Annotated in this window: 19 protein-coding genes; 14 read left to right on the top strand and 5 right to left on the bottom strand. The window is 52.3% G+C overall.

The annotated features are described in order from the left end of the window. Positions 1–4 precede the first annotated feature (4 nt). The 4 genes from ABXT50_RS06625 to ABXT50_RS06610 all read left to right on the top strand — a co-directional run bounded on the left by ABXT50_RS06625 (position 5) and on the right by ABXT50_RS06610 (position 10,127). Positions 5–2,893, top strand: a complete 2,889-nt coding sequence (locus ABXT50_RS06625; protein ID WP_415274072.1) for an SNF2-related protein — start codon at positions 5–7, stop codon at positions 2,891–2,893. Between the two features lie 55 nt (positions 2,894–2,948). After that, positions 2,949–4,925, top strand: a complete 1,977-nt coding sequence (locus ABXT50_RS06620; protein ID WP_415274071.1) for a site-specific DNA-methyltransferase — start codon at positions 2,949–2,951, stop codon at positions 4,923–4,925. Positions 4,926–5,166: 241 nt separating this feature from the next. Then, positions 5,167–7,155 carry a site-specific DNA-methyltransferase gene (locus ABXT50_RS06615; RefSeq protein ID WP_415274070.1) on the top strand — a complete coding sequence of 663 codons (1,989 nt, stop codon included), beginning with the start codon at positions 5,167–5,169 and terminating at the stop codon, positions 7,153–7,155. After that, positions 7,155–10,127, top strand: coding sequence for a DEAD/DEAH box helicase family protein (locus ABXT50_RS06610; RefSeq protein WP_415274828.1), 2,973 nt, complete (start codon positions 7,155–7,157; stop codon positions 10,125–10,127). The genes ABXT50_RS06615 and ABXT50_RS06610 overlap by 1 nt, the downstream gene beginning before the upstream one ends. Positions 10,128–10,180: 53 nt before the next feature. Here ABXT50_RS06610 and ABXT50_RS06605 read toward each other — a convergent pair whose 3' ends face one another. Then, a complete protein-coding gene (locus ABXT50_RS06605; protein WP_415274069.1) occupies positions 10,181–10,405 on the bottom strand; it encodes a GIY-YIG nuclease family protein in 225 nt (74 codons plus the stop codon). 227 nt (positions 10,406–10,632) lie between these two features. Beyond that, the gene (locus ABXT50_RS06600; protein ID WP_415274068.1) at positions 10,633–10,854 is read right to left on the bottom strand and encodes a hypothetical protein; all 222 of its coding nucleotides are present in this window, start codon (positions 10,852–10,854) and stop codon (positions 10,633–10,635) included. A 209-nt stretch (positions 10,855–11,063) separates the two neighbouring features. Between ABXT50_RS06600 and ABXT50_RS06595 the strand changes: the two genes are divergently transcribed. The 3 genes from ABXT50_RS06595 to ABXT50_RS06585 are packed head-to-tail and all read left to right on the top strand — an operon-like array spanning position 11,064 to position 13,280. Further along, the gene (locus ABXT50_RS06595) at positions 11,064–11,474 is read left to right on the top strand and encodes an NfeD family protein (protein WP_415274067.1); all 411 of its coding nucleotides are present in this window, start codon (positions 11,064–11,066) and stop codon (positions 11,472–11,474) included. A 1-nt stretch (position 11,475) separates the two neighbouring features. Next, positions 11,476–12,402: an SPFH domain-containing protein gene (locus ABXT50_RS06590; RefSeq protein ID WP_415274066.1), complete on the top strand. Its 927-nt coding sequence runs from the start codon at positions 11,476–11,478 to the stop codon at positions 12,400–12,402. An 11-nt stretch (positions 12,403–12,413) separates the two neighbouring features. Continuing rightward, positions 12,414–13,280, top strand: a complete 867-nt coding sequence (locus ABXT50_RS06585) for a nitroreductase family protein (protein WP_415274065.1) — start codon at positions 12,414–12,416, stop codon at positions 13,278–13,280. On the opposite strand, the gene ABXT50_RS06580 is transcribed toward ABXT50_RS06585, so the two are convergent. Next, the gene (locus ABXT50_RS06580) at positions 13,281–14,297 is read right to left on the bottom strand and encodes an alpha/beta hydrolase (protein WP_415274064.1); all 1,017 of its coding nucleotides are present in this window, start codon (positions 14,295–14,297) and stop codon (positions 13,281–13,283) included. 136 nt (positions 14,298–14,433) lie between these two features. Between ABXT50_RS06580 and ABXT50_RS06575 the strand changes: the two genes are divergently transcribed. The 6 genes from ABXT50_RS06575 (at position 14,434) to ABXT50_RS06550 (ending at position 21,391) form a co-directional block, all read left to right on the top strand. Beyond that, a complete protein-coding gene (locus ABXT50_RS06575; RefSeq protein ID WP_415274063.1) occupies positions 14,434–15,123 on the top strand; it encodes a helix-turn-helix domain-containing protein in 690 nt (229 codons plus the stop codon). 156 nt (positions 15,124–15,279) lie between these two features. After that, positions 15,280–16,785, top strand: coding sequence for a sugar ABC transporter ATP-binding protein (locus ABXT50_RS06570; protein ID WP_415274062.1), 1,506 nt, complete (start codon positions 15,280–15,282; stop codon positions 16,783–16,785). Then, positions 16,785–17,801 carry an ABC transporter permease gene (locus ABXT50_RS06565; protein ID WP_415274061.1) on the top strand — a complete coding sequence of 339 codons (1,017 nt, stop codon included), beginning with the start codon at positions 16,785–16,787 and terminating at the stop codon, positions 17,799–17,801. The genes ABXT50_RS06570 and ABXT50_RS06565 overlap by 1 nt, the downstream gene beginning before the upstream one ends. Continuing rightward, positions 17,798–18,835, top strand: coding sequence for an ABC transporter permease (locus tag ABXT50_RS06560; RefSeq protein ID WP_415274060.1), 1,038 nt, complete (start codon positions 17,798–17,800; stop codon positions 18,833–18,835). Before ABXT50_RS06565 ends, ABXT50_RS06560 begins: the two co-directional genes overlap by 4 nt. 58 nt (positions 18,836–18,893) lie before the next feature. Continuing rightward, positions 18,894–19,925, top strand: coding sequence for a sugar ABC transporter substrate-binding protein (locus ABXT50_RS06555; RefSeq protein WP_415274059.1), 1,032 nt, complete (start codon positions 18,894–18,896; stop codon positions 19,923–19,925). 164 nt (positions 19,926–20,089) lie between these two features. Beyond that, positions 20,090–21,391, top strand: coding sequence for a M24 family metallopeptidase (locus ABXT50_RS06550; protein ID WP_415274058.1), 1,302 nt, complete (start codon positions 20,090–20,092; stop codon positions 21,389–21,391). 2 nt (positions 21,392–21,393) lie between these two features. On the opposite strand, the gene ABXT50_RS06545 is transcribed toward ABXT50_RS06550, so the two are convergent. Further along, a complete protein-coding gene (locus ABXT50_RS06545) occupies positions 21,394–22,212 on the bottom strand; it encodes an NAD(P)-dependent oxidoreductase (RefSeq protein ID WP_415274057.1) in 819 nt (272 codons plus the stop codon). A 49-nt stretch (positions 22,213–22,261) separates the two neighbouring features. Beyond that, positions 22,262–23,638, bottom strand: coding sequence for an aldehyde dehydrogenase family protein (locus ABXT50_RS06540; protein WP_415274056.1), 1,377 nt, complete (start codon positions 23,636–23,638; stop codon positions 22,262–22,264). 225 nt (positions 23,639–23,863) lie between these two features. On the opposite strand from ABXT50_RS06540, the gene ABXT50_RS06535 reads away from it, so the two are divergent. Beyond that, positions 23,864–24,586, top strand: coding sequence for an SDR family NAD(P)-dependent oxidoreductase (locus tag ABXT50_RS06535; RefSeq protein ID WP_415274055.1), 723 nt, complete (start codon positions 23,864–23,866; stop codon positions 24,584–24,586). Positions 24,587–24,624: the final 38 nt, after the last annotated feature.

The raw sequence follows: 24,624 nt of genomic DNA, 5'->3' as shown, positions 1-24,624 counted from the left end.
AGTTGTGTCGGAGCTGACCACCTATCAGGCGAAGTACTTTGCCCACGAACTTAGGCGAAGTTATGCCAACGATCACGTGGGAAAACTAGCCGGGTTGCTATTCGATGCGCAGGTTGAGCCAAAGCCTTACCAAATTGATGCTGCTCTTTTCGCTTTACAGACGCCATTCCTGAGAGGTGTCATCATGGCCGACGAGGTAGGCCTGGGCAAAACTATTGAAGCTGGCATAGTCATCACCCAGTACTGGGCTGAACGCAAGCGCTCCATCCTAATCGTGACCCCGTCTAGTCTTCGCCAACAGTGGAAGCAGGAACTATTCGAAAAGTTCCTGATACCTGCAAATATTCTGGACACCAAAAACAAAGATACGCTGCTGGTCAGCTCCACCTCAGGGGGGTCCGGAGTCCTGATCTGCTCCTATGAATTTGCTCAAAGATACGAATCAACCTTGCTTCGTGGCTGGGATTTAATCGTTGCGGACGAAGCACACCGTCTAAGAAATCACTGGACCGGTAAAGGCAAGACTGCCGAGGCAATGAGCCACATTTTTGCCGGCTCCCACAAATGCCTATTGCTTACAGCAACTCCACTCCAAAACAAGCTAGAAGAGCTCTACGGGCTGGTTTCTGTCGTTGATCCCGACTATTTCTATTCTCTCAATGCTTTTCGAGAGCGCTACATCAAAGCTGGCAGCATGAGTAACGGCGATGACTTGGCCGATAGAGTCGCGATGATCGCGAAGCGAACCCTCCGCAAGGATGCTGAGAAATACATCCACTTCACCAAGCGAAACCCACTCACGGTCGAATTCACACCGAGTGAGGACGAACGAAGACTCTATAGCTTGGTAAATGAGTACTTGCAACGGGATGCGCTGTTTGCTTTTAGCGGCAGCCAGCGTCACCTCGCCGCACTGATAATCCGCAAGCGTCTTGGATCATCAACATACGCAGTTTCGAGCACTTTGGAGCGCATCTCTAACCGCCTAGAGGCGGAGGCTCTTGAGGGTGTAACTCGAACTAACTCGGGAAAGCTAATTACTGCGGACTTTGAGGCCGAGGACCTAACGGACGAAGAGTTAGAAGAAGCTGAAGTTCTAGAGTTCCGTCCTGGCAGCGCAGAAACAGCACAAACAAAATCAGCCCGCACTGCGCTGATGCTTGCAGAGGTGGCCGAACTTCGTGAGTACTCCGCACTTGCCCGATCAATCACCGTGAATCAAAAAGCGGTAAAGCTCTCTGAGGCGCTTGATAAGGGGTTTGCTCGTCTAAATGAACTAGGTGCTCCCGAAAAAGCAATAATCTTTACTGATTCGACCAAGACCCAGGAGTACATCGCTAGGTCCTTGAAGGAAGATGGCAAAGGCGAAGGGATTGTTCTATTTAACGGTTCGAACGCCGGCCCAGAGCAGACGGCGATATACAGGGCTTGGTTAGAACAGAACAAAGGAAGTGACCTGGTCACGGGAATTCCGTCGTCAGACAGGCGAAAAGCACTTGTTGACTACTTCCGCGATACCGGCAAGATCATGATCGCAACTGAGGCAGCTGCCGAAGGAATCAACCTGCAGTTTTGTTCAATGCTCGTTAACTACGATCTGCCATGGAATCCACAGCGCGTGGAACAACGTATCGGCCGTATCCACCGTTATGGTCAGAAGTTTGACGTGGTCGTTGCAAACTTTTCCAACAAGGGAAACCTTGCAGAGCAAAGAATTCTGGAACTACTCTCAAACAAGTTCAAACTTTTTTCTAGCGTCTTCGGTGCTTCAGATGAAGTTCTAGGTGCCATCGAAGATGGTTTTGACTTTGAAAAGAAAATCAGTGAGATCTTGAACTCGAGTAGAACTGATGCCGAAATCGATTCAGCATTCCACGCTCTTGAGACCCTGTTCGCCACTGACATTACAAAAGAAATGGCCAGCGCAAAAGCCAAAGTCTTTGACGTTCTTGACCCGAATGTCCAGGATCGACTCAAAGCATATGATGCCCAGTCAGGCGATGTTCTAAATAAGTTTGAGCGCTTGCTCCTTGATCTCACCAAGCACGAGCTCTCAGAGGTGGCAACGTTCGAAGGCGACGGCCGCCACTTTGTTCTCAACGAGTCCCCTGTCAAGGATGCAGAACCTGGGCGCTACTTCTTCAAGAGCCAACCGCTAGACAACGCACACCAGTACAGGTATTCAAGCCCACTCGCTCAACATGTCCTGGACTCTGCAATCGCATCAGACACACCTTCCAAGGAGCTAACATTCTCACTATCCGAGTCAACTAGAGCGAGCACATCTGTGAAGGCGCTCGCGGGAGAGAGCGGAACGCTCCAAGTCGATCTAGTGACCTACTCGATGAAGGCTCGGGATGAGAACATCACTGAGTCCTACTTCCTAGCCGGGGCGCTCACCACAGGGGGCCGGTGGCTCGACTCAGAGTATGTTTCAGACATTCTTGAACTTGCTTGTGTAGGCGAAGCCGAACTGACTTCGCCTGTTGCGGTGGGTGGCTTTGCCACTCACCTGGATAAGCAGCGCGAGTCACTCGAACGAGAAGTCCAGGCACGAAACTCTAGGTATTACGACCAACAAGAAGAGCTTGTCTACCGGAACCAACAGGACCGTAAGGCTGAACACGAAGGTCAGATCCGAGAGTTTCGGGCAAAGGAAAAGGAAGCCCGAAAGGGCGCAAACTCCTCGGATGATCCAATGGGGCAGCTGAAACTTAAAAAGGAAGCCAGGCGTTGGGAACAAAAAGCTGAAGATGCCGACGATGAATTTAGAATCCTAAAGAAACAACTTCGCGAAGAAGCCGATAAATACCTTGAGCTCATTGAGCAGTCGCTGAAAGGCACCCAGCACCTCGAGAAGCTGTTCACGATCCGGTGGAGGGTCGACACATGATCTATACAGGAACGATTTCAACCAGAACTATTAACGCGATGATGGAGAACGACCAATGAACGATGATATCTACGAAACACCATCAACCACACCAAACTTCCAGACCGAGCTAGCCGCACAACTGGCCGACCTGATCCCGGAGGCCATCGCCGATGGCAAGGTGGATGTCGCCAAACTTCAGGAGCTACTTAGCAAGGATGCCGCCGACGGCAGCGAACGCTTCGGACTGTTCTGGCCGGGTAGGAAACGCGCCCTCCGTGCCGCCCAGGAGCCAACGACCGCTACCCTGCGTCCCGCCTTTGAGAACTCGGAGAACTGGGACACTACGCAGAACGTCTTCGTTGAGGGCGACAACCTCGAAGTACTCAAGATCCTGCAGAAGCATTACCACGCCAAGGTCAAGCTGATCTATATCGATCCGCCCTACAACACCGGCAAGGACTTCGTCTACCCAGACAACTTCAAGGAGGGGCTTCACACCTACCTTGAGTGGACGCGGCAGGTCAACGAGGAGGGCAAGAAGGTCTCGTCCAATTCGGAGACTGAGGGGCGTTACCACTCCAACTGGCTGAACATGATGTACCCGCGACTCAAGCTTGCACGGAACCTGTTGACCGATGACGGCGTGATATTCGTCTCTATCGACGATCACGAATACGACAATCTCAAGAAGTTACTTGACCTTGTCTTTGGTGAAGCTAACTACCTCAATACGTTCGTCTGGGTGAGCAATTTGAAGGGGAGACAGATTTCGGCCAGCGGTGCGGCCGGGACGAAGGAGTACATCCTCTGCTACGCCCGGCGCGGGGATGAGGCCGGAGAGTTCCGCGCTTCATCCACTCGCTTGAAGGCTTTGATGCCCACCATCTACAAGGGATTCAACTACGTCACACAGAGCGACGAGCGTGGCCCTTTCGTGCTGAAGAATGAGCTTTACAACACAAACTCTGCGTTCAACGAAGTCACTCGCCCCAATCTCGTGTTCGATATTTACTACGACCCGAAGACCGGGGATGTGAAGACCGCGCCGGTTTCTGATATTCACGTACATGCCGAATACATAAAGATCGCGCCAAGGCGAAACAACAACGGGACGAACAAATATCACGCATATCGGTGGAGCACGAGGAAAATCGAAGCCGAGTCCTACGATCTGGAGTTCCTCAAAACGCCAGGAGGCTGGAAGGTTTATACAAAGGTTCGTGACGTGGACTCAACCTCGCTCAAAGACGTTGTTATGGACATAACCACGAGTGAGGGCTCCGCTGATATCGAGCGAATTGGGCTCAATCCCAAGTGGTTCGATTACCCGAAACCCGTCAACTTGATCAAGCTCCTGGTTGAGGCGGGAACCGAAAAGGACTCGACCGTTCTTGACTTCTTCGCGGGCTCTGCGACGACCGCTCATGCTGTAATGCAGCTCAACGCTGACGATGGAGGTAGTCGTAGGTTCATCCAAGTTCAGCTTCCGGAGCCCCTTGACGCCAGCGCGGAGGGCCGCGAAGCAGGATTCGAGACAATCGCAGACGTGGCATTGGCACGCATCCGCGCGGCCGCGAAAAGCATCTCAGGGAAATTGAACGGTCGTCTCGATGGAGGCGAACCGGCGGACATCGGATTTCGCGCTTACAAGCTCTTCGACACCAACTTCTCGAAATGGCGTGTCGCTAGCGACATCGAAGATAACGCCCTCCAGCAGCGCTTCCTTGAGCTCCGCGATAGCAGTAGCGCCGACGATGCGACGTCCGACGACCTCCTTGTGGAGATCTTGCTCAAGCAGGGCTACTCGCTGAATGAGAAAATCGTTTCATCTGCAATCGCAGGCCTCGATGTGCGGGTAGTCGGTGACCAACTCGTGATCGCGTACCTGGACGAGCACGTCAAACCGACCCTCGACCAGCTCCGAGTCATCGTGGGTCAGGACCCGGCCCGCATTATCGTCCTCGAAGATGCCTTCCAGGGCGACGATGAACTCAAGACCAACTTGTCCCAGCTCTGTAGGAGCAAAGGCATAGAGCTCTGGACCGCATAATGTCATCGCATGAGTGTCATTTTGACGCATCTCAGCAACACCAGTTAGATACACTCACTTCTGTGTTCGGACTATTTGACGGCCAACTAAAAGACGTCTATCGACTAGTTGCGAAATTGGCGGGCGCCTGCAAGGTATCCAGAACACCCAGCAGCTGTTCACGATCCGGTGGAGGGTCGCACATAATCGATATACGAACGACCACAACTAGAACTACCAACGCAATGACGGAGAACGACCAATGAACGACGACATCTACGAAACATCTGCAACCACACCAAACTTCCAGACCGCGCTAGGCGCACAACTGGCCGACCTGATCCCGGAAGCAATTGCCGACGGCAAGGTGGATGTCGCCAAACTGCAGGAGCTGCTCAGCACGGATGCTGCCGACCCGACCGAACGATTCGGGCTGTTCTGGCCAGGCAAGAAGCGTGCCTTGCGCGCCTCTCAAGAGCCGACCACCGCGACGCTTAAGCCAGACTTCGAGAACAGCAAAAATTGGGACAACACCAAAAACGTCTTCATCGAGGGAGACAACCTCGAAGTTCTAAAGATCTTACAGAAGCACTACCACGCGAAGATCAAGATGATCTACATAGATCCGCCGTACAACACGGGCAAGGACTTCGTCTACCCCGATAATTTTAGGGAGGGCCTCGACACCTATCTTGAGTGGACACGTCAGGTCAACGAGGAGGGCAAGAAGGTCTCAACCAACGCCGACACCGAGGGTCGCTACCACTCGAACTGGCTCAATATGATGTATCCGCGACTCAAGCTCGCACGGAATCTTTTGATGGCAGACGGCGCCATTTTCATCTCCATCGATGATTCGGAACTTGACAATCTAAAACGCATGGCCAATGAGGTGTTTGGCGAGAACAATTTCGTGGGAACGATGATCTGGGCTGCTGGTCGCAAAAACGACTCAAAGTACATCTCTTCCTCTCACGAATACATCCTCTGCTTCGCTCGAAACCTGGGCTATCTAAAGGAGAGCGGCGTCGATTGGAAGGTCCGTAAAAAAGGACTCGATGTCATCTACAAGGAAGCCGAACATCAGGTTCGGATCCACTCTGGAGATCTTGAGGCCGCTTCCGCAGGCTTGAAAACGTGGTTTAGGACACTGCCAGACAACGATGAAGCTAAACGCAATAGCCATTACTCGCGTATAGATCCACGCGGGGTCTACTTTGCGGACAACATCTCATGGCCCGGGGGAGGTGGACCAAAGTACGAGGTTCTGCATCCTCTTACTGGGAGACCGGTACGCATTCCGTCGCGAGGATGGCTTTTTCAGCCGGACACGATGAAAAAGCACATCGATGCTGACCAGGTGCTATTTGGTGCTGATGAAAACGCGGTTCCAACATTCAAACGCTATTTGAAGGACACGGAGTACGAAGCGCCTTATAGCGTGTTTTATCAGGACGGTCGTGCGGCGACGAAGCGTCTAAGAACCCTGATGGGTGAGAAAGTATTTGACTATCCAAAGGATGAGTTGGTTCTTCAGTCTCTCGCAGAAATGGTGACTTCAGATGAAGACATCGTGCTGGACTTCTTCGCCGGATCTGGCACTACTGCTCACGCGGTGATGGCATTGAACGCCGATGACGGTTGTTCGCGTCGCTTCATTCAGGTTCAGCTCCCGGAACCGACTCCAGGTGACTCGGACGCACGCAAGGCTGGCTTCAAGACGATCGCTGACATTTCTCGCCGCCGCATATCGCTCGCTGCACAGGAGATTGCGCAGGCTCAGGCCACGCAGCTCTCGACTCGCGAAGTACCACTCGATCTCGGCTTCCGTGCCTACAAGCTCGGCGATACCAACTTCTCGAAGTGGCGAGTAACTAGCGACGTCGAGGCGGACGCCTTGCAGCATCGGCTGCTTGGCCTGCGTGATAGCAGTAGTGGCGACGAAGCTACGCCAGATGACCTACTCACTGAGATCCTACTCAAGCAGGGCTACTCGCTGACCGAGAAGATCTCTCCGACCGAGATCGCCGGCCTCGACCTACGTTCCGTGCGCCAGCCAGACGGTGATGTCGCTGTTCTCGCACACTTGGATGAGCACGTCAAGCCAACGCTCGAGCAGCTGCGTGCGATTGTCGATGCCGATCCTTCGCGGATCGTGATCCTGGAGGATGCGTTCCAGGGCGACGATGAGTTGAAGACCAACTTAGTGCAGTTGGCGAAGTCAAGAGACATTGAACTGTGGACAGCGTGATGAGGGGCTCAGGATTTCAGTTCGACCCGAGTCAGCCCTTTCAGCTTGATGCCATCGCCTCGGTAGTAGATCTCTTCGACGGGCAACCGAAGGATGCGGACAAGCTGGTGCTTACCCTTCGCGGTCAGGTTGAATTGAAGGACAACGATCAGGTTGCTTTCGATCTCGATCTCACCCAGGAAGTGGGAGCGGTCGGCAACAACCTTGTGCTCGACAAATTCACCGTGCTAGCTAACCTGCAGCGTGTGCAGGATCGAAACGGCTTGGAAGTTGGGGGCGATCTTCTCGGCGACGCACTCGACTTCGATGTTGAGATGGAGACCGGAACAGGCAAGACCTATGTCTACCTCCGTACCATCTTCGAGCTGGCGCAAAAATATAATTTTACAAAGTTTGTGATCCTGGTGCCTAGCGTAGCTATTCGTGAGGGCGTCACTACCAGCATTCGGCTGATGCGGCAGCACTTCAAAGACCTCTACCCGGGCTATCCATTCGATGCCTCCGTGTACAGCGGTAAGAGCGCCGAAGAGGTGCAGTCGTTCGCCACGTCAACGAACGTGCAGATCATGATTATGACAATTGACTCGATCCGTGGCAACGCGAACACTCGCATCATCCACCAGACCCGCGACAAGCTTAACGGCTTGCGTCCGATCGACTATCTTAAGGCCACGCACCCAGTGGTCATCATGGACGAGCCGCAGAACATGGAGTCGCAGCTCTCGCAGTCGGCCATCGGTGAACTCGATCCAGCATTTACCCTTCGTTACAGTGCGACGCACAAGAAGCAGCGAAACGTTGTCTACCGACTCGACCCGGTGGATGCCCATGACCTTGGCCTGGTTAAGCAGATCGTGGTGGCCGAAGTTCAGCAGCAGGGTGCCGATGCGACTCCGTATATAAAGCTGGTGGGGGTTAGGCGGGAGCCGACGTGGACTGCCCGGTTGGAACTGTCGTGTCGTAAGGCCGATGGGTCGCTGGAACGTCGAGTTGTTACCGTTAAGCCCGATCAGGAGCTGTCTGATGATCGTCTGACCAACAACCCGATCTACGGGGGTTGGCGTGTAAATGAGATGAACATTGCGCCTGCCTTCGTCAATCTGACGATGCACGGGTTTCTTTACGAAGGCGAGAGCATCGGCGGCTCCAGCGGTGCGATATTTAAGGAGATGATTCGCGAGACCGTTCGCGAGCATCTGCGTAAGGAATGGATGCTGCGCGACAAGGGCATCAAGGTGCTCAGCCTGTTCTTCGTTGACAAGGTTGCCAGCTTCCTGGGCGACGGTGCAAGCAACGACGATGCCAACGGAGACTTTGTGAAGTGGTTCGATGAAGTGTTCATCGAGGAACGTGCCAAGTCTGCCCGTTACCAGGAACTGCTGCCTCAGGCACCGAGCGAACTACGACGGGCCTACTTTTCACAGATAAAGCGTGGCAAGACTAAGAGCTTCCAGGACAGCACCGGCATCACAAAAGCCGACGACGATGCTTATGAACTTATCATGCAAGCCAAGGAACGGCTGCTCGACGAGTCCGAGCCAGTGCGTTTCATCTTCAGCCACTCCGCACTGCGCGAGGGCTGGGACAACCCGAACGTTTTCCAGATCTGTACCCTCCGTGAAATGGGTGCCGAGGTTGAGCGGCGACAGACCATCGGCCGTGGACTCCGATTGCCTGTCACCAAGACCGTCGACGGCTTTATCCGTGTGGCCGACCGTGACATCGCCACCTTGACCGTGATCGCCAATGAGTCGTACCTGGCATTCGCTAAGAGCCTGCAGAACGAGTACAAGTTGGCGGGCGTGGAGATCGGCCGAGTGCGTGTGAGCGAGTTCGCCAAGATTCCTCGCCACGCCCAAGATGGATCGGTCACCGATGAGCTATTTGGCTTCAGGCGGTCGAAGGAAGTCTTCGACCACCTGACCTTGAACGGGTTCCTGGCCCACGGTCAGGTGACGTCAAAGTACCTGCCGAACACTTTTGAGTTCTCTTTGGACCTGCCCGTGTATCTCAATGAGTACGAAGCCCAGATCATCGACCTCGTCGGCCGGACGAGCATCGAACGGCACGTCAAGCCCAAGAGCAGTCGCCACCCGCGTGTGCTCAATAAACAGCTCTACGCGACTGCAGAATTCGAGGACTTCTGGCTCGCCATAAGCAGCAAGACGACCTATCGGGTTAGTTTTAAGCGGGACGAGATCGTCGAGAACTCGCTGAAGGCAATCCAGGAGTCGCCCAAGATCGACGCACTTCGCATTCAGATCACCCGAGCCGGGTTGAAGGTCTTGCGTGGCGGCGCGAAAGGCGCAGAGCTTGGCGTCCGGTCAGCGGACCTCAAGGGCAGCTACGACCTGCCGGACATCATTACTGAACTACAGGACGCAACGTCTCTCACGCGCAGGACTATCGTGGACATTCTCATAGGTTCAGGACGTCTCGACGAATTCATAAACAACCCGAACGACTTCATTGCGATGGTCAAGCGTGCCCTGAAAACAGAACTCGCCAAGATCGTCGTCCAGGGAATTCAGTACGAGAAGATCGCCGGCTCGGTCTACGAGTTGCGTGATCTGCAGGCTGACGGTCTGGAGGAGAAGGAACGCTTCCTCGACCAGATGTATCAGGTGCAGAACCGGCAAAAGACCGACTTCGACTACGTTGTCTACGACTCGGATGTCGAGCGCCAGTTCGCCGAGAAGCTCGACACTCGCGAAGACATCAAGCTGTTCATGAAGTTGCCTGCCAAGTTCAAGATCGACACCCCCGTCGGTCCCTACAACCCAGATTGGGCGATTATCAAGCGTGAGGATGGGGAGGACCGGATCTACATGATTCGGGAGACGAAGAGCACTCTCGATGACTCGAAGTTACGCCCGAGCGAGCTTGCGAAGATCAAGGCGGCTAAGAGGCACTTCGCCGCCATCGGCATCGAAGACTACGGTCGCTCCGTTCCAGAGAAGTGGAATCTCTAGTGCATATCGCGGCCGTCACTATTGGACATTATCGACCTGAAGGATGTCACGATTCAGGTTGATAGCTGCGGTGCGTTCATCAGAAACAATTGTCGGTTGCTGCGCGCCCTTTGGGCTGAGAAAACGTCGTGAGCAAGCCGCTCGAGTTGTTGAGCATTCTCAACCTTTATGCATGCATGGAATCTTAGTGGAAGCGGAAGACTAGTTGGATCCAACTGCTTCATCCGGGTTTCGACGTCGTCCGCCGCTTTGAAGCGTATTTTGATGTAGTCGGGCATGGCATCATTCGTGAGAACATAAATTTTTCCTGGCGTTTGGCTAGGTTGCTTTCAACAGTTTCAGTTTGTGAAAATTCATTGCGCTTTAGTGGAGCAAGCCTCCAACAACTCCACTGAGACACCCTGTCGCAGTTCGGAACGACAGTTGAAAGTTACAGTCGCCACTTCTCGAAAAGGCACAGGCGTCCAGGGGTCTAAATCTCCTTTGGATTGATGGCGTGAGGGATTCAGTACCATCGCTTGCTACCTATGGTGGGCTTGTAGATGAACCGAATAATTAGCAAGATGGCGACCAGAATCGTAATCACATACACAGAGATGATCAGTGCGCCTATCAAGACCACTGAAATGATTAGAAACTTTGCCGCAAACCACAGAAAATCAAGCCACAGTGGCATTGGTTTAGGTTGCTGCCCCGAGGATTCAGGTGAGTTGTCATTATTGGTCAAATTTGCCCCTAATTTCTTTTGTCCTACACATAAACCTCATAGCAGTTGGTGACACTGTCACAGGGGGCTAGAAGTAAAAAGCTCTAGTACTCGGTCGCACAGGGCCTGATTAATGTCGATTCGATAGCAGCCAAGCCCCCACCAAATAAAGCTCCCAGTAAACGGTCGGCGTTGTCGGTTAGGCTAAATGGAGAGCGAGAGGGACCGAAGTGACATTAATCTGGCTGGGAGTTATCGCAGCACTGGTAGTCATCGAGCTAGTTACCTACGGCTTATATTTTGCGGCTCTTGCTGCAGCGGCACTAGTTCCGCTGGTGCTTTCTCTTCTTGGTCTCGATATCTGGGTTCAGGCGCTTGGCTTTCTAGCCGCCGCCGTTGTCGCACTGGTATTTGTTAGACCGGTAATCACAAAGCTGCAGGGCGAGAAGCCAGAAACAATGACGAACGCAGCCGCAATGGTTGGCAAACATGCGTTTGTCCTCGAAGAAGTGAGCCAAATCGCCGGTTACGTGAAAATCCAGGGAGAAACCTGGGGCGCAAGGACTGGTTCAGGCACCAAAGAGGTTGGATCCAAAGTAGTCATCGAAAAAATCGATGGCGTGACGTTGATAGTGAGTTGAAATGATAGACATTCTAAATTCCTTTGATTTTGGGAGCTTGGTAACCGCAGTTGTGCTGATTGTTATCGCACTGCTCTTGATCCGATCGATTCGAATCATTCCCCAGGCAACTGCCGGGGTTGTTGAGCGCCTAGGCCGCTTCCATAAAGTCCTAAATGCCGGTGTGAACCTGGTCTTTCCTTTTATCGACGTGATTAGAAGAACAATCGACCTGCGCGAACAAGTCGTTGATTTCCGGCCGCAGTCGGTTATTACCGAAGACAACCTTGTTGTTTCCATAGACACCGTCATCTACTACCAGGTGACCGATTCAAAGTCCGCCACCTACGAGATCAACAACTTTGTTCTCGGTATCGAACAGCTGACTGTCACAACGCTGCGTAACGTAGTCGGAAGCCTTGATTTAGAAAAGGCCCTGACATCCAGAGACACTATTAATAAAGCCCTAAGAAGCGTTCTGGACGAAGCCACTGGTAAATGGGGAGTCCGCGTGAACCGTGTCGAAATCAGGGATATCGTTCCACCGGAGTCAGTTCGTGACTCCATGGAGAAGCAGATGAAGGCAGAGCGAGAAAAGCGTGCCTCAATTTTGCTTGCCGAAGGAACTAAGCAAGCATCAATTTTGACCGCTGAGGGAAATAAGCAGGCGGACATCTTGCGCGCTGAAGGTAGCGCCAAGGCAATGGTTCTAAACGCCCGTGCCGACGCCGAATCTCAGGCATTGGTTGCTGACGGTGAAGCCAAAGCAATTCAAAAGGTCTTTGATGCTCTAGCGGAGGCGTCAGTCACTGACCAGGCTCTTGCCTATAAATACATTGACCAACTCAAGGAGTTGGCACAGGGCGATTCCAATAAGGTCTGGTTTATCCCAACTGAGCTTTCTGCAGCAGCAGCAAGCTTGGCAAGGGCGTTCGGGCCAAAAGCGTAATCGTCAATTTCTTGCTGCAGGCAACGAAACTGGTAATCGAGGGCCTTCGGGACTCGGTTCGACGAGCCAAGCATTTTGGTTTGTTTAGATCTCCTAAAAACCTAATTCAAGCAAAAGCCGAACTGCAAAAAGACATTCACCTGATTGAGCGCGCTCTGGCGCTGCCGCAACCCAGGAGGCCTTTTGGTAATGCTCCGGTAAGGCGCGTTGAGGACATAATCGCAAACTACGGGGATCAGCTAGGAAAGAACCTTTTGTCCCAGGCTAAAACTGTCTTAGACAACCGGAATTCTTGGAACGACAAGGGACTAAGGCCAAAGCAAATAACTTTGCCAGCGGCAACTGGAGTTGAAAAGTTTCTTGTTTCTAGAAGCTCAGTCCGAGCCTTCGGGTCTGATAAGCAGATAAGCGATGTTGAGCTGGAGCGGGTAATTTCACTTGCTGTTCAAGCTCCTAGTGTTTCAAACACTCAGAGCTGGAGCGTTAGGGCCTATCGAGATGCCCAAGACATAAGTGACATTTTGAAGCTTCAGAATGGAAACGTTGGTAACTCACCTATTCCGGTGTTGCTTGTAATCACGGTGGACATAAGAAACTTCACCGGGTCCAATGAGAGAAACCAGATGTGGATTGAGGGTGGCATTTTCTTGCAGCAGCTACTGCTATCAATTCATGCCTTAGGTTGGGCTAGCTGTCCAATGAACTTCTCTTCCACCAACAGCCAAGCCAATAAGCTTCGCGAGCTTGCAGACATCGCAGACTACGAAGAGATCGTTTGCTTTGTATCAGTCGGCGAGGAAGACCGGAACATCATCCCGGCACCATCTATTAGGAAACCAGTTCAAGACGTTCTTCGAATTGAGAGGCTTAGGAACTAGTTAGTTCGCCAAGGACCTGTCGAAAAACTCGGCTAACACGTTGGCATAGCGATCGGTCTCGGTGAGCATGCCCTCGGTGTGATCGGCGTTTGCAAAGCCTTCTAATTCAATGTCAGCGCCTACCGATTTTGCGTAGTCATAAAAGTCCACCGAGCTTTGGTAAGGAAGTCTTTGGTCAATTTCGCCGTGCAGGATGAGCATTGGCCTAGTTCCTGCCGAATCGATACCTTCTTGAGCTGAAGTTTCTGAAAGGTTAGTGCCGTGGAAAACCCGTGCGGAAATGAGTGCAAACTGCCACAGGAACCCAGGGAAACCCTGGAATTCAACCTCCTGAGTGGCAGCGGCATTGAAATCAAAGATCGTGCCCTCCATCGCGAAGGCTGAAACATTATTTGATTTCGCTGGAACCAGCGAGGTGGCGATCGCTCCCCCAGAAACACCAAACATACCTATGTTCGCGGCCGACAGGCCTTTATTGGCGATCAGCCAATCGGCGACCACTGCAAAGTCGCTGGATTCTTCTTGGCCTGCTGAGTGACGACCATCTACGCAGGTGGATTCGCCAGCATCTCTTTGATCAACCAGCAGCACGTTGAAGCCGTTTTTCACAAGCATTGCAGTTGGCAACAATGTGTTGAAGTCTTGTTTAGAAGTGCCGATTCCGTGGGTGACCATGACGGTCTTATTTGAATCGGGGTTCTTGGCATCGATCCACCAGGCGGCTAGCTCGACTTCGTCGGGAACCGGAATTCTTACCGAGTCATACGGGTAATCCTGTAGCCACCAATTGCTTAGGTCATAGCCGACCCACTTTTCCCAACCTGGTCCTGGGTAGGGGCCTTCGCCAGAAGGAGCAGTGAAGAACTGCTCTGGAAAGTTGTTTACATCGTCCGCGTTGACGGCGCAGGCAACTTCAGTACCGGACGTATATACATAGTCGCCAACAGCCAGAGCACCGACGCCTGTTACAACAAGTAAAGAGGCTGCGGTGAAGCCAAGAACACGTTTTACTCGCATTGGTCGAGATTATCAGAGGAGTCAAGTGCGTCATTGCTTGCAGATTCGCTATTTTTGTGTTTTTAGTGTTCTGTGTCTCAGAACAGCAACGAGTTCTGTAGCATGAGAGACACGAAGAGCACCGAGAGGTCTAATTTTGACTGTTCCAGAAGAAGCGCAGCACTGGCGTCGTTCTGGCGAAAACCTTAGGGTTGCCAGAGAGGCATCGGGCGTTAGTGTTCGGGAGCTCTCCAGAAGAATTGAAGTTTCGGCGTCGCACGTTTCTCAGGTTGAGAGAGGCTTAGCCTCCTTCAGTGTTCCAACTCTCTATCGGGTCGCCCAGGAGCTCGGCATTTCAATAGACAGCCTGTTTGAAGACCCGAGCAAACCAAAGGCTTCGGTCGACTTCAAGGAAGAACAACGCGCGGCAGCTGGAGAGGTTTCTCTTGAGGAAGCCGGCGTCATTCAGCGCGTGGAATCAAGGCCAAAGCTTGATCTGACAACCGGCCTGACCTGGGAGCGGCTAACCGGCAGGGTCGAAACAAATGCAGAATTCATTGAGGTTGTCTACGAGCCTTCTGTTCACAAATCCAACCCTCCAAGCGAGGTTGTTAGGCACGTTGGCAGGGAGTACGGAATCGTCATTTCCGGTGAGCTGACTATCCAAGTCGGTCTGAGTATTTCGGTGCTAACCGAAGGCGATTCAGTTGCTTTTGATTGCAGCATCCCGCATCGTTTTTGGAACGCAACCGATAAGCAAGTAAGAGCGATCTGGTTCATTTCCGAACAGGGTGGCGCTTCGAATCCGAGTGCAGCCGAAGCAATGGAAGCGCGACACATTTACTAACCCTTTGGCCTTTGCTTAAAAGCGCCTAAGTCCCTAGTGTTCTCCCAGAGATAACAATTCAGTCACATAATGGTCTCCATTTAACATTGTGTTCTCTCCTTGTTTACACTTGTGAACAAGTTCGAACACCCGGAAAAAGGCAAAGGAGCCGAATCTATGACTTCACCTGTCATTGAGGCGAGAAACATCGTCAAGAGTTTTGGGGGAGTAAGGGCGGTTGACGATGTATCAGTCAGCGTCATGCCAGGGGAAATTCACGCAGTAATCGGAGAGAACGGCGCTGGAAAGTCAACGCTGATGCGAATCCTTGCCGGCGTTGAGACACCAGACAGCGGCTCAGTCCGCATTGACGGTAAAGAAATTGAGAACAGTGCCAAGGCGTCTATTGATGCCGGTATTTCACTTGTTCACCAGGAGCTAAGCCTTATTCCAGAAATGACCGTTGCCGAAAACATCATGCTCGGCGCGTTCCCCACCAACGGTGGTTGGACCAAGACCAAAGAGATGAAAAAGATTGCCGCTGACACCTTGAAGGAAATCGGTGTCGAGGTTGATCTAGATGAGCGCATCTCAAGGCTTTCAGTAGCACTTCGTCAGTTTGTGGAGATAGCACGAGCGGTTGCAAGAAAGCCAAAGGTTCTGATTCTTGATGAGCCAACCGCAACCTTGACTCCCGCCGAAACCGATTACCTATTGAGCATGCTTCAGCGCCTAGCTTCCCAGGGCCTAGCAATCATCTACATCTCTCACCGCATCCCCGAGGTCTTCAAGATCTGTAACAAGGTGACAATTCTTCGAGATGGAAAGTTAGTAACGAACGATTCAATCGGAGATCTCACCCCAGACAAAGTTATTGACCAGATGGTTGGACGTGAACTGCATTTAGACCTAACACAGCGCAGGCCAGCACGAGAGTTGGGCGAGCTAGTCCTGAGCGCCAAGGGCATCAAGGCTCCAAAGGTAAACGGCATTGACTTAGAAGTAAGCAAGGGTCAGATTGTTGGCTTAGGCGGACTTGTTGGAGCAGGAAGAACAGAGCTACTTAGAGCCATCATCGGAGCGGACCCAAGAAGTGCGGGTCGCGTGACCATTACCTCAAATGGTAAAAAGCGCGTTATCACGGGTTACCTATCCGCGATCAAGGCTGGAGTGGCCTATGTTCCTGAAGAGCGCAGGACTGACGGTCTCGCGCTAACCATGACCGTTGCCGAAAACATATTCCTTCCAAACCGCAAAGAGGTATCGCCAACCGGTGTTATGCCCAAGGGCAAGATTGCTGCTTTTGCCAAGGATCTTTCGGAAAAGGTAAATCTTCGACCTCCAGAGGTAACCCGCGAAGCCGGACAGTACTCAGGTGGAAACCAGCAGAAGATTGTTATTGCTAAGTGGCTCGGACGTAAGCCTTCGTTCATCGTTCTGGACGAGCCAACAAGAGGTGTTGATGTTGGTGCCAAGGCCGAGATTCACAAACTGGTCAAGGAACTTGCTGACGAGGGCGCTGCGGTTCTTGTAATCAGCTCCGATCTTCCAGAGCTCTTAGAGCTTTCAGATCTTATTCACGTTGTTCGAGACGGCAAGATTGCCGGGACCCTAACCGGGGCCGAAGCTACCGAAAAGTCAGTTATGTCACTGGCTGCAGGCGAGAAGTTGGTGGGCGCATAATGGCAAAAGAAACTTTCACAGAATCAATGACTGTTGCTAAGGAGCCGCAGGATTCCAAGATCACGAAGCCGAAGACCTCATTTATTGGCTTTATCGCCGACAAGGGCATCTTCGTCTTCACCGGTATTTTGGTTTTGATAGCCGTGCTGTTCGTAGATGGCTTTGCATCGTTGCAAAACGTCACGGACGTTTTTCACCGGGCAGCTCCCATCGGGATCGTTGCTTTGGGCATGACCTTTGTGGTTATCACGGGTAACTACCTGGATCTCTCAGTTGTTGCCCAAGCAGCAGCAGCCGGAGTGATATTGATTGCAGTCAGCAATGCCTACAACTTGATTATCGCTTTCGCAGTGGCATTCGTAGTTGCGATCATCTTCGCGCTTGTAAATGGAATCGCAGTCGGTTATTTCAAGGCAAACGCTGTGATCGTCACGCTCGCGACCACCTATATCGGCTTAGGTCTCTTGCGGTTACTTTCTGGCGGAAGCCAGGTATTTGGTCCAGCAGATGGACCGATCGCAACCTTCGGAACCAGTAAGCTCGGCCCTTTCCCTTACTCAGCTGTTGTTCTAGTAGTAGTCACATTGATACTGACCTTCGTGCTAACCCGAACGAACTTCGGTTTTCTGATTCGATCGTTCGGCGTAAACATTAGCGCAACCAGGCTGGCGGGAACCAACACTGGCTTGATAGTTATCGGGGCCTTCATGGTCACTTCAATGGCTGCCATGTTCGCTGGTTTTGTTCTTGCTGCGTTCTCAAATACTGCCGTCTCAAACATGGCAACGGGCTTTGACTTCCAAGCGCTTGCGGCAATCATCGTTGGTGGAACCAGCGTATTTGGCGGCAAGGGAAGCGTTCCTAGAACACTGCTGGGTGTTGTGTTCGTGAGCATCCTGTCTAATGTCTTGGTGCTAGTTCAGGTTAGTTATGGGTTCCAGCAGGTAGCGATTGGGTCCTTGATTGTGCTCGCAGTCACTGTGGACGCACTCGGCAGAAGGGTGTCCAAGAAATGACCAATCAAACCGTAATTAAGGTCGGCTCAACGGCCACAGGCTTCTGGGGCAAGTTCAGAAGTGTGTTGGCCAGGCGCACTGAAGGCCGCGCGGTCGTATTGTTTGCGATTATCGCGACGTTCGTTACCGTCTCCCAGCCTCTAGTTTTCACCGCATACCAGGTAACACTTGGAAGAATCGCACTTATCGGCCTTGTGGCTCTGGGTCTAACAGCTGTGATTCTGATGGGCGAACTGGACCTTAGCGTTGCTAGCACTCTGGCTGTTTCCGGTGTAATTGCCGTCACGGTGGCAAACCAGACCAACATGGCAATTGGAGTTCTGGCTGCACTGGCCGCCGGAGTCGTCGTTTCGCTCATCAATGCTTTCTTCGTAGCGATTGTTGGAATCAATTCATTCATTGCGACCCTTGGAATGCTTTTCGCGCTCCGAGGAATGGCTTTTGTTATTTCTGATGAGGCGCCCGTGAAGCTTCAGAACACCGACTTGGGAATCGCCTTCGGTCAGCCGCTTCTTGGACCTCTGACTCCTCGAATCCTGATCTTCTTCCTGATTTTCATTGCAATCCAGATTTTTGTTTCTCGCGTCAAGGCAGGTCGAGAGTTCTTGGCTGTGGGTGGTAACCGACAGGCTGCCTACGATGCTGGAATCCCAGTCAAGCGAAGAATCTTCACCGGTTTCATTATTTCCGGGGTCGTAGCTGCAATCGCTGGAATCATCAACGCTGTTGAGCGAACCAGTGCCGATCCAACCTCAGGCTCCACCGTTTTGCTTGCCAGCTTCGCTGCGGCAATCATCGGGGGTAATTACCTGAAGGGTGGAAAGGGTTCGATTATTGGAACCTTAATTGGTGCTGCGTCACTTGGAATGCTCCAGGTTGCGCTGACTATCTCCGGTGTTCAGATTCCGATTCAGGAGATCTTCATCGGTGGCATCTTGCTCATTGCTGTCATCACTGACCCGAGCAGCCTGCGAGCTGTCTGGGGCTCGCTAAGCACCACGTTCCAAGGGATAAAGAATTCTCTAGCCAAATAGGCCAGAGAAAAAAGATCGGCGCCGTCGATCGTGAAATTAAGTGAAGGAAGAGGCAACTATGAGAAAATCTCGTCTAGTACTCGCTCCAGCAGTGATGCTGGCCGCGGCCGCTTTGGTTCTATCTGGCTGCGCAGCAGCTGAAGAAGAGACAACCACAGACGCAGGTAGCACAACCGATTCAACCGAAGAAGTAGCGGAGACCTACGAGGTTTACGCATTGCTTCCTCAGGGTTCAGACCAGGCATACGGTACCTTCTACGTTCCAGCAATGGAAGCAGCAGCAGCCGAGCTAGGTATTAACCTGACCATCACCAACTCACAGTACGACGGTGACAAGCAAGCTTCTGAGTGTGAAATTGCCGTTGCAGCAAAGCCAGACGGAATTATCCTTTGGCCAGCTGTTGGTGACTCTGTTCGTCCATGTCTAGAGGCAGCTGCAGCTGCAGGTATTCCTGTAACCGTAACCAACTCTGACCTATTCGACGCTGACAAGGCTCTATCATTCGGTTACTCAGGACCAGACACTTATGGCCAGGGCGTATCTTCAGCCGAGATCATGTGTGAGCTTGTTGGAGACACCCCAGTAAACATCATTCAGCTAAACGGTGCACCTGGTAACGCAACTGCTATCGACCGCGACAATGGTTTCACTGACACCGTTGCAGCTAACTGCCCTAACGTAACCATCTTGCAGGAAGAGTCAACTGACTGGACCAAGGCTACTGCTCAGCAGGTTGCCTCAGAGATGATCACTGCTCAGGGTATCGACAACATCGGCGGCATCTATGCAGCTGACGACTCAATCGCAGCTGGTGCAATCGCAGCTCTAGAGGCACGTGGCGTAGTCGCAGCTGACTACTTCATCACCTCAATCGGTAACACCTTCCTAGGTAACCCACTTGTTATTGCAGGCAGCCTAGACGGAACCGTATTCCAGTCATCCTCATGGGATGGCGACAACGCGACTCGTTTGATGTATGCAGTACTAACCGGCGAGATTGCTGCTGGAGAGCGTGAAGTTAGATTCATGCCTTCTGTAAAGGTAACCGCTGGCAACGCATCTGACGCTGACGTAGCGCCAGAGTGGTAAACACTAGCCACAAATAGTTTCAAAAACTAAGTAGTTGCAAACCCAAACCGGGCGGGGTCTTGAAAAAGACCTCACCCGGTAAGGGTGCAGCAACAAAAGCAACGCAAATAGGCAGCAAAGCACCAACGAGTTTCTATCCCGTTTTTCAAAATCAGTATTTTTAATTGGAGATTTACATGAGTGACACCGCGTTCGAGCCAAAACCTTTGGTTCCTGCACTCGACTTTGATAACCGCATGATCCCGGCTCACGGAACGACTTCGGTCGATTTTGAAGAACGGGTTGATTACAAGCGCCTCCGCGCCTACCGCTTGGCCCGCGCGATGAAGTCCCTCGAGGGAACCGAGTGCGGCGCGTTTTTGCTTTTTGACTTTTACAACATTCGCTACACAACCCAGACTTGGGTTGGCGGAGCTCTTGGCGACAAAATGTCTCGCTACGCTCTCCTCACACGCGACGGCAAGCCGCACATCTGGGACTTTGGTTCTGCGGCCAAGCACCACCAACTTTTTGCACCCTGGATAGAGCCAGGTCACTCCCACGCCGGAATGCTTGGACTCAGAGGTGCCATCCACCCAGAGGTTGGACTAATGAAGGACGCCGTCAAGACCATCAAGGGCATGCTTGCTGATGCTGGTGTTGACCACCTTCCAGTTGGCGTTGACATCGTTGAGCCAGCATTCTTGTTTGAAATGCAGGCCCAGGGATTGCTGGTTATTGACATTCAGCAGGACATGCTTGACGCGCGATCAATCAAAAATGTTGACGAGATCATGCTTCTGTCTCAGGCCGCTGCAATGGTCGACGGTGTTTACCAGGACATCACCGATGCGCTTAGGCCAGGCATCAAGGAAAATGAAATCGTTGCTCTCGCTTCCAAGAAGCTATTCGAACTTGGTTCAGAGCAGGTTGAGGCAATTAATGCGGTCTCTGGAGAGCGTTGTAATCCTCACCCACACAACTTCACCGATCGCATCATTCGCCCAGGCGACCAGGCGTTTTTCGACATCATTCACTCCTACCAGGGCTACCGCACCTGTTACTACCGCACCTTCTCGGTCGGTCGCTCCACTCCTGCGCAGCATGATGCCTACGCCAAGGCCAGAGAATGGATGGATGCTGCAATCGACAAGGTTGCCGACGGTGTCGGAACCGACGAGGTTGCCAAGCTATGGCCAAAGGCCACCGACATTGGCTTTGCCAATGAGATGGATGCTTTCGGTTTGCAGTTTGGTCACGGACTTGGTCTTGGATTGCATGAGCGCCCGATTATCTCGCGTCTAAACAGCTTGAGCCACCCGGTTGAAATAAAGGCCGGTATGGTTTTCGCTCTTGAAACTTACTGCCCATCACCAGATGGCATTTCGGCAGCCAGAATCGAAGAAGAAGTCGTTATTACCAACAATGGAGCTCAGGTTATAACCAAGTTCCCAGCTGAAAAGCTGTTTGTTACCAACCCTTACTAGTCCTAGCTGTTGGTTCTTAGAGTTATTTGCGCCATCGCGGCCCAGTCTTGATCCGCTAAGGCTGGGTCTGCAATTGCTGCGTTCATTATCTCCATCAAGACGCTAGCTGTTGGCATTTCTAGTTGAGACTCCGCCGCGCTGTCCATGGCCAATTGAAGGTCTTTTCTACCGAGCTCCATTGAGAACATGACCGGCTGATACTCCCGATCTGCAATCTGTGCTCCATAGCCTTTGTAGACGACTGATGAAAAGAGTGTTGAGGTTAGTAGCTCCACGAAGGCTTTGCCTGAAACGCCATTTCTTTCCACGAGAGCCACCGACTCGGCAATAGCTTGAATGGCGTGCAGGATGTTGTAGTTAACGGCAATTTTCACAAGATTGGCTGTGGCCGGATGATTGGAAATATTCCATATTTTGGACCCCATCGCCTCCAGTAACGGCAGCGCCTGTGTGATGGCGGATTCATCACCGCCGGTGAGGATGTTAAGTTCTCCGGCTTCGGCTACATTCGGCCTGCCGAGGACAGGGGCTGAAACATACTTTGCCCCGGCTTCCAGAAACCGTTGAGAAAGCTCAAGGCCCTTTGCTGGAGAGATGCTCGCCATGCCAACATGAATGGTTCCAGCGGTGAGGTTCTCGGCTGCTAAAACGGTGTCATGAACGTCGTCGTTGGCAAGCATTGAGAAGGAAATCGGTTGAGACAGGGCTTCTTTGGCAGACTCGGCAGCGTCACCGCCGGCAGCGACAAGTTTCAGAAGGGGTGACTGGGAGCGGTTCCACCCGAGAACTGGGTGACCTGCCATGACCAAATTACTGGCCATTGCGAGCCCCATAGTTCCAAGGCCAAGAAACCCGACCCGCGGCAAGCGGCTAAGCCTTCCAGACAGTTTTTAGATTGCAGAACTCTTTGATGCCGGCATCGGACAACTCGCGCCCAAAGCCTGAGTCCTTGATTCCACCAAACGCTAGCTCCGGATAAGAAATCGTCATGCCGTTTACGAAGACAGCACCTGCCTGAAGGTGCTGAACAAAGTAGTCCTGCTCGGCAGTGTCCTGGCTCCAAATAGCGGAGGAAAGACCAAAGGTTGTTTGGTTGGCGATTTTGATCGCCTCTTCCTTGTTGGCGACTTTGTAGATGCTGGCAACCGGGCCAAAAGCCTCTTCCATGACAAGCCTCATGTCATCAGTTAGACCATCAATAACGGTTGCTGGATAGAAGAAGCCCGGTCCCTCTGGAGTTTCGCCACCGCAAAGAATGTTTGCCCCTTTGGCCTTGGCGTCTTCGACTAGCTCAATAATGTCGCGCTTTCCGTTGGCTGTTGCCAGCGGTCCTAGCTGGACTGTCTCGTCCATTGGGTCGCCCATCTTCAGCGCGCTCATCTTTGATACAAAACTTTCCACGAACTGGTCGTACACGTCCGCAAAGACCAGGAAGCGCTTTCCTGCGATACAGGATTGGCCGTTGTTGTTGATTCTGGCGGCTACGGCGGTTGTGGCAGCAGCTTCGATGTCCGCATTTGTCGTTACAACAAAAGCATCAGAGCCACCAAGCTCCATAACCGAGGGCTTGATCTGTCGTCCTGCGCGCTCAGCAACTGCACGCCCGGCGGGCTCGGAACCGGTGAGGGTAACGGCCTTTATGCGCCAGTCGTCAATCACGCTTGCAACGCTGGATGCCGAGATCATAAGGGTTATGAAGGAGCCCTCAGGGAAGCCTGCGCGGGTGAAGATGTCATTCAAGTAAAGGGCAGACTGCGGAACGTTTGAAGCATGCTTCAACACTCCAGAGTTTCCAGCCATTAGTGCTGGACCTGCAAACCTAATTACCTGCCAAAGCGGGTAGTTCCAGGGCATAACGGCCAACACGACACCTAGCGGCTGCCAAATGGCCATCGCTTGGCTGGCGTTAACCGTCGATGGGTCCGCTAGCACCTGCGGTGCTAGAAACTCCTCTGCCTTTTCAGCATAGAAGCGCATGCTCTTGGCGCACTTGAGAACTTCTCCTCGGGACTGCGCAATTGGCTTACCCATTTCACGGGTAAGCATGATTGCTGTCTGCTCTACTTCGCTTTCAATCAAGTCAGCGGCTTTGATCATCAAGGCAGCGCGCTCGGCATAGCTCATGGTTCGAAGAGTCTCGTGGGCGGTCTGCGCCAGGGCAATGCGGGTCTCTACCTCGGCCGGTGTGTGAAGGTCTACTTCAAATTCAGTTTCGCCGGTCGTCGGGTTGATGGTTGCCATTGCCATTGGGGCCTCATTCTGGGTAGAGATGGTTTTTCACATGAATTTATCTGTTGCCAGTACCCAACCTACCAACTACTTACTGCAAGTTGAAATCAAGCAATTGGATACATTTTAGCTAATGCAAAGCCTAAAGTCGGCTGAATTGTAGAAAAAATGCAAGGATTGTATGCAATCGAACACTCAATCCAGGCTCATCGTTGGCGCGGATGGTCCAGAAATGGTAGACAGATGAGACTAGCAAACAAGGTAGCGATTGTGACTGGTGGCTCCAGAGGCATTGGACGTGCTACTGCAGAGCTTTTTGCTGAGCAGGGGGCAAAAGTTTATGTCCTCGACCTGAGCCTAGATGAAGCTTTTACTGACCTCGAGATCAGCTTTGTCCCCCACGACGTGACAGACGGTATTGCCTGGGAAAGCGTCGTACGCCAGATCATAGAAGAGGCCGGGCAAATAGACATTTTGTTTAATAACGCGGGCATTGTTGGGTCATACGAAGGTATTGAAACTATTGAGCTGAACGACTGGACCAAGATTTTGGACATCAACCTAAATGGTGTGTTCCTGGGAACCAGAGCGGTCTTGCCACACATGCGTGCTGCCGGCAAGGGGTCAATTGTTCACAACTCTTCTATGTGGGGAGTGGTCGGTGCAGTCGGTGTTGCGGCCTATACGGCATCCAAGGGAGCAGTTCGGGCTCTAAGCAAAAATGTCGCTCTCACCTACGCACCGGATGGTATTCGCTCTAACTCAATTCACCCAGGGATCATCGAAACCCCTCTGGTGATGGCACAGGATAAGTCGATGACCCAGGAGATTGTCGCCAAAACTCCTCTTGGTCGCCTTGGTACCGCGAGGGAAGTCGCTTTCGGGGCATTGTTTCTCGCGAGCGACGAATCCAGCTACGTAACCGGAACCGAGTTGATAATCGATGGCGGCCACACTGCTCAGTAGCTAAGGAGTAAGTAGCTAGATATCTCAGCCAACTGAAG

This window comes from Aquiluna sp. Uisw_065, assembly GCF_047731275.1.
Taxonomy (GTDB): domain Bacteria; phylum Actinomycetota; class Actinomycetes; order Actinomycetales; family Microbacteriaceae; genus Aquiluna.
The sequence above is the reverse complement of the archived record's forward strand: the minus strand, read 5'-3'. Positions and strand labels throughout refer to the sequence as shown.

What these genes read in the sequence shown, in the direction of transcription:
- ABXT50_RS06620 (WP_415274071.1), top strand. Translation starts at nt 2,949, where the DNA reads ATGAACGATGATATCTACGAAACACCATCAACCACACCAAACTTCCAG.
- ABXT50_RS06615 (WP_415274070.1), top strand. Translation starts at nt 5,167, where the DNA reads ATGAACGACGACATCTACGAAACATCTGCAACCACACCAAACTTCCAG.
- ABXT50_RS06610 (WP_415274828.1), top strand. Translation starts at nt 7,155, where the DNA reads ATGAGGGGCTCAGGATTTCAGTTCGACCCGAGTCAGCCCTTTCAGCTT.
- ABXT50_RS06605 (WP_415274069.1), bottom strand. Translation starts at nt 10,405, where the DNA reads ATGCCCGACTACATCAAAATACGCTTCAAAGCGGCGGACGACGTCGAA.
- ABXT50_RS06590 (WP_415274066.1), top strand. Translation starts at nt 11,476, where the DNA reads ATGATAGACATTCTAAATTCCTTTGATTTTGGGAGCTTGGTAACCGCA.
- ABXT50_RS06580 (WP_415274064.1), bottom strand. Translation starts at nt 14,297, where the DNA reads ATGCGAGTAAAACGTGTTCTTGGCTTCACCGCAGCCTCTTTACTTGTT.
- ABXT50_RS06570 (WP_415274062.1), top strand. Translation starts at nt 15,280, where the DNA reads ATGACTTCACCTGTCATTGAGGCGAGAAACATCGTCAAGAGTTTTGGG.
- ABXT50_RS06565 (WP_415274061.1), top strand. Translation starts at nt 16,785, where the DNA reads ATGGCAAAAGAAACTTTCACAGAATCAATGACTGTTGCTAAGGAGCCG.
- ABXT50_RS06560 (WP_415274060.1), top strand. Translation starts at nt 17,798, where the DNA reads ATGACCAATCAAACCGTAATTAAGGTCGGCTCAACGGCCACAGGCTTC.
- ABXT50_RS06555 (WP_415274059.1), top strand. Translation starts at nt 18,894, where the DNA reads ATGAGAAAATCTCGTCTAGTACTCGCTCCAGCAGTGATGCTGGCCGCG.
- ABXT50_RS06545 (WP_415274057.1), bottom strand. Translation starts at nt 22,212, where the DNA reads ATGGCCAGTAATTTGGTCATGGCAGGTCACCCAGTTCTCGGGTGGAAC.
- ABXT50_RS06540 (WP_415274056.1), bottom strand. Translation starts at nt 23,638, where the DNA reads ATGGCAATGGCAACCATCAACCCGACGACCGGCGAAACTGAATTTGAA.
- ABXT50_RS06535 (WP_415274055.1), top strand. Translation starts at nt 23,864, where the DNA reads ATGAGACTAGCAAACAAGGTAGCGATTGTGACTGGTGGCTCCAGAGGC.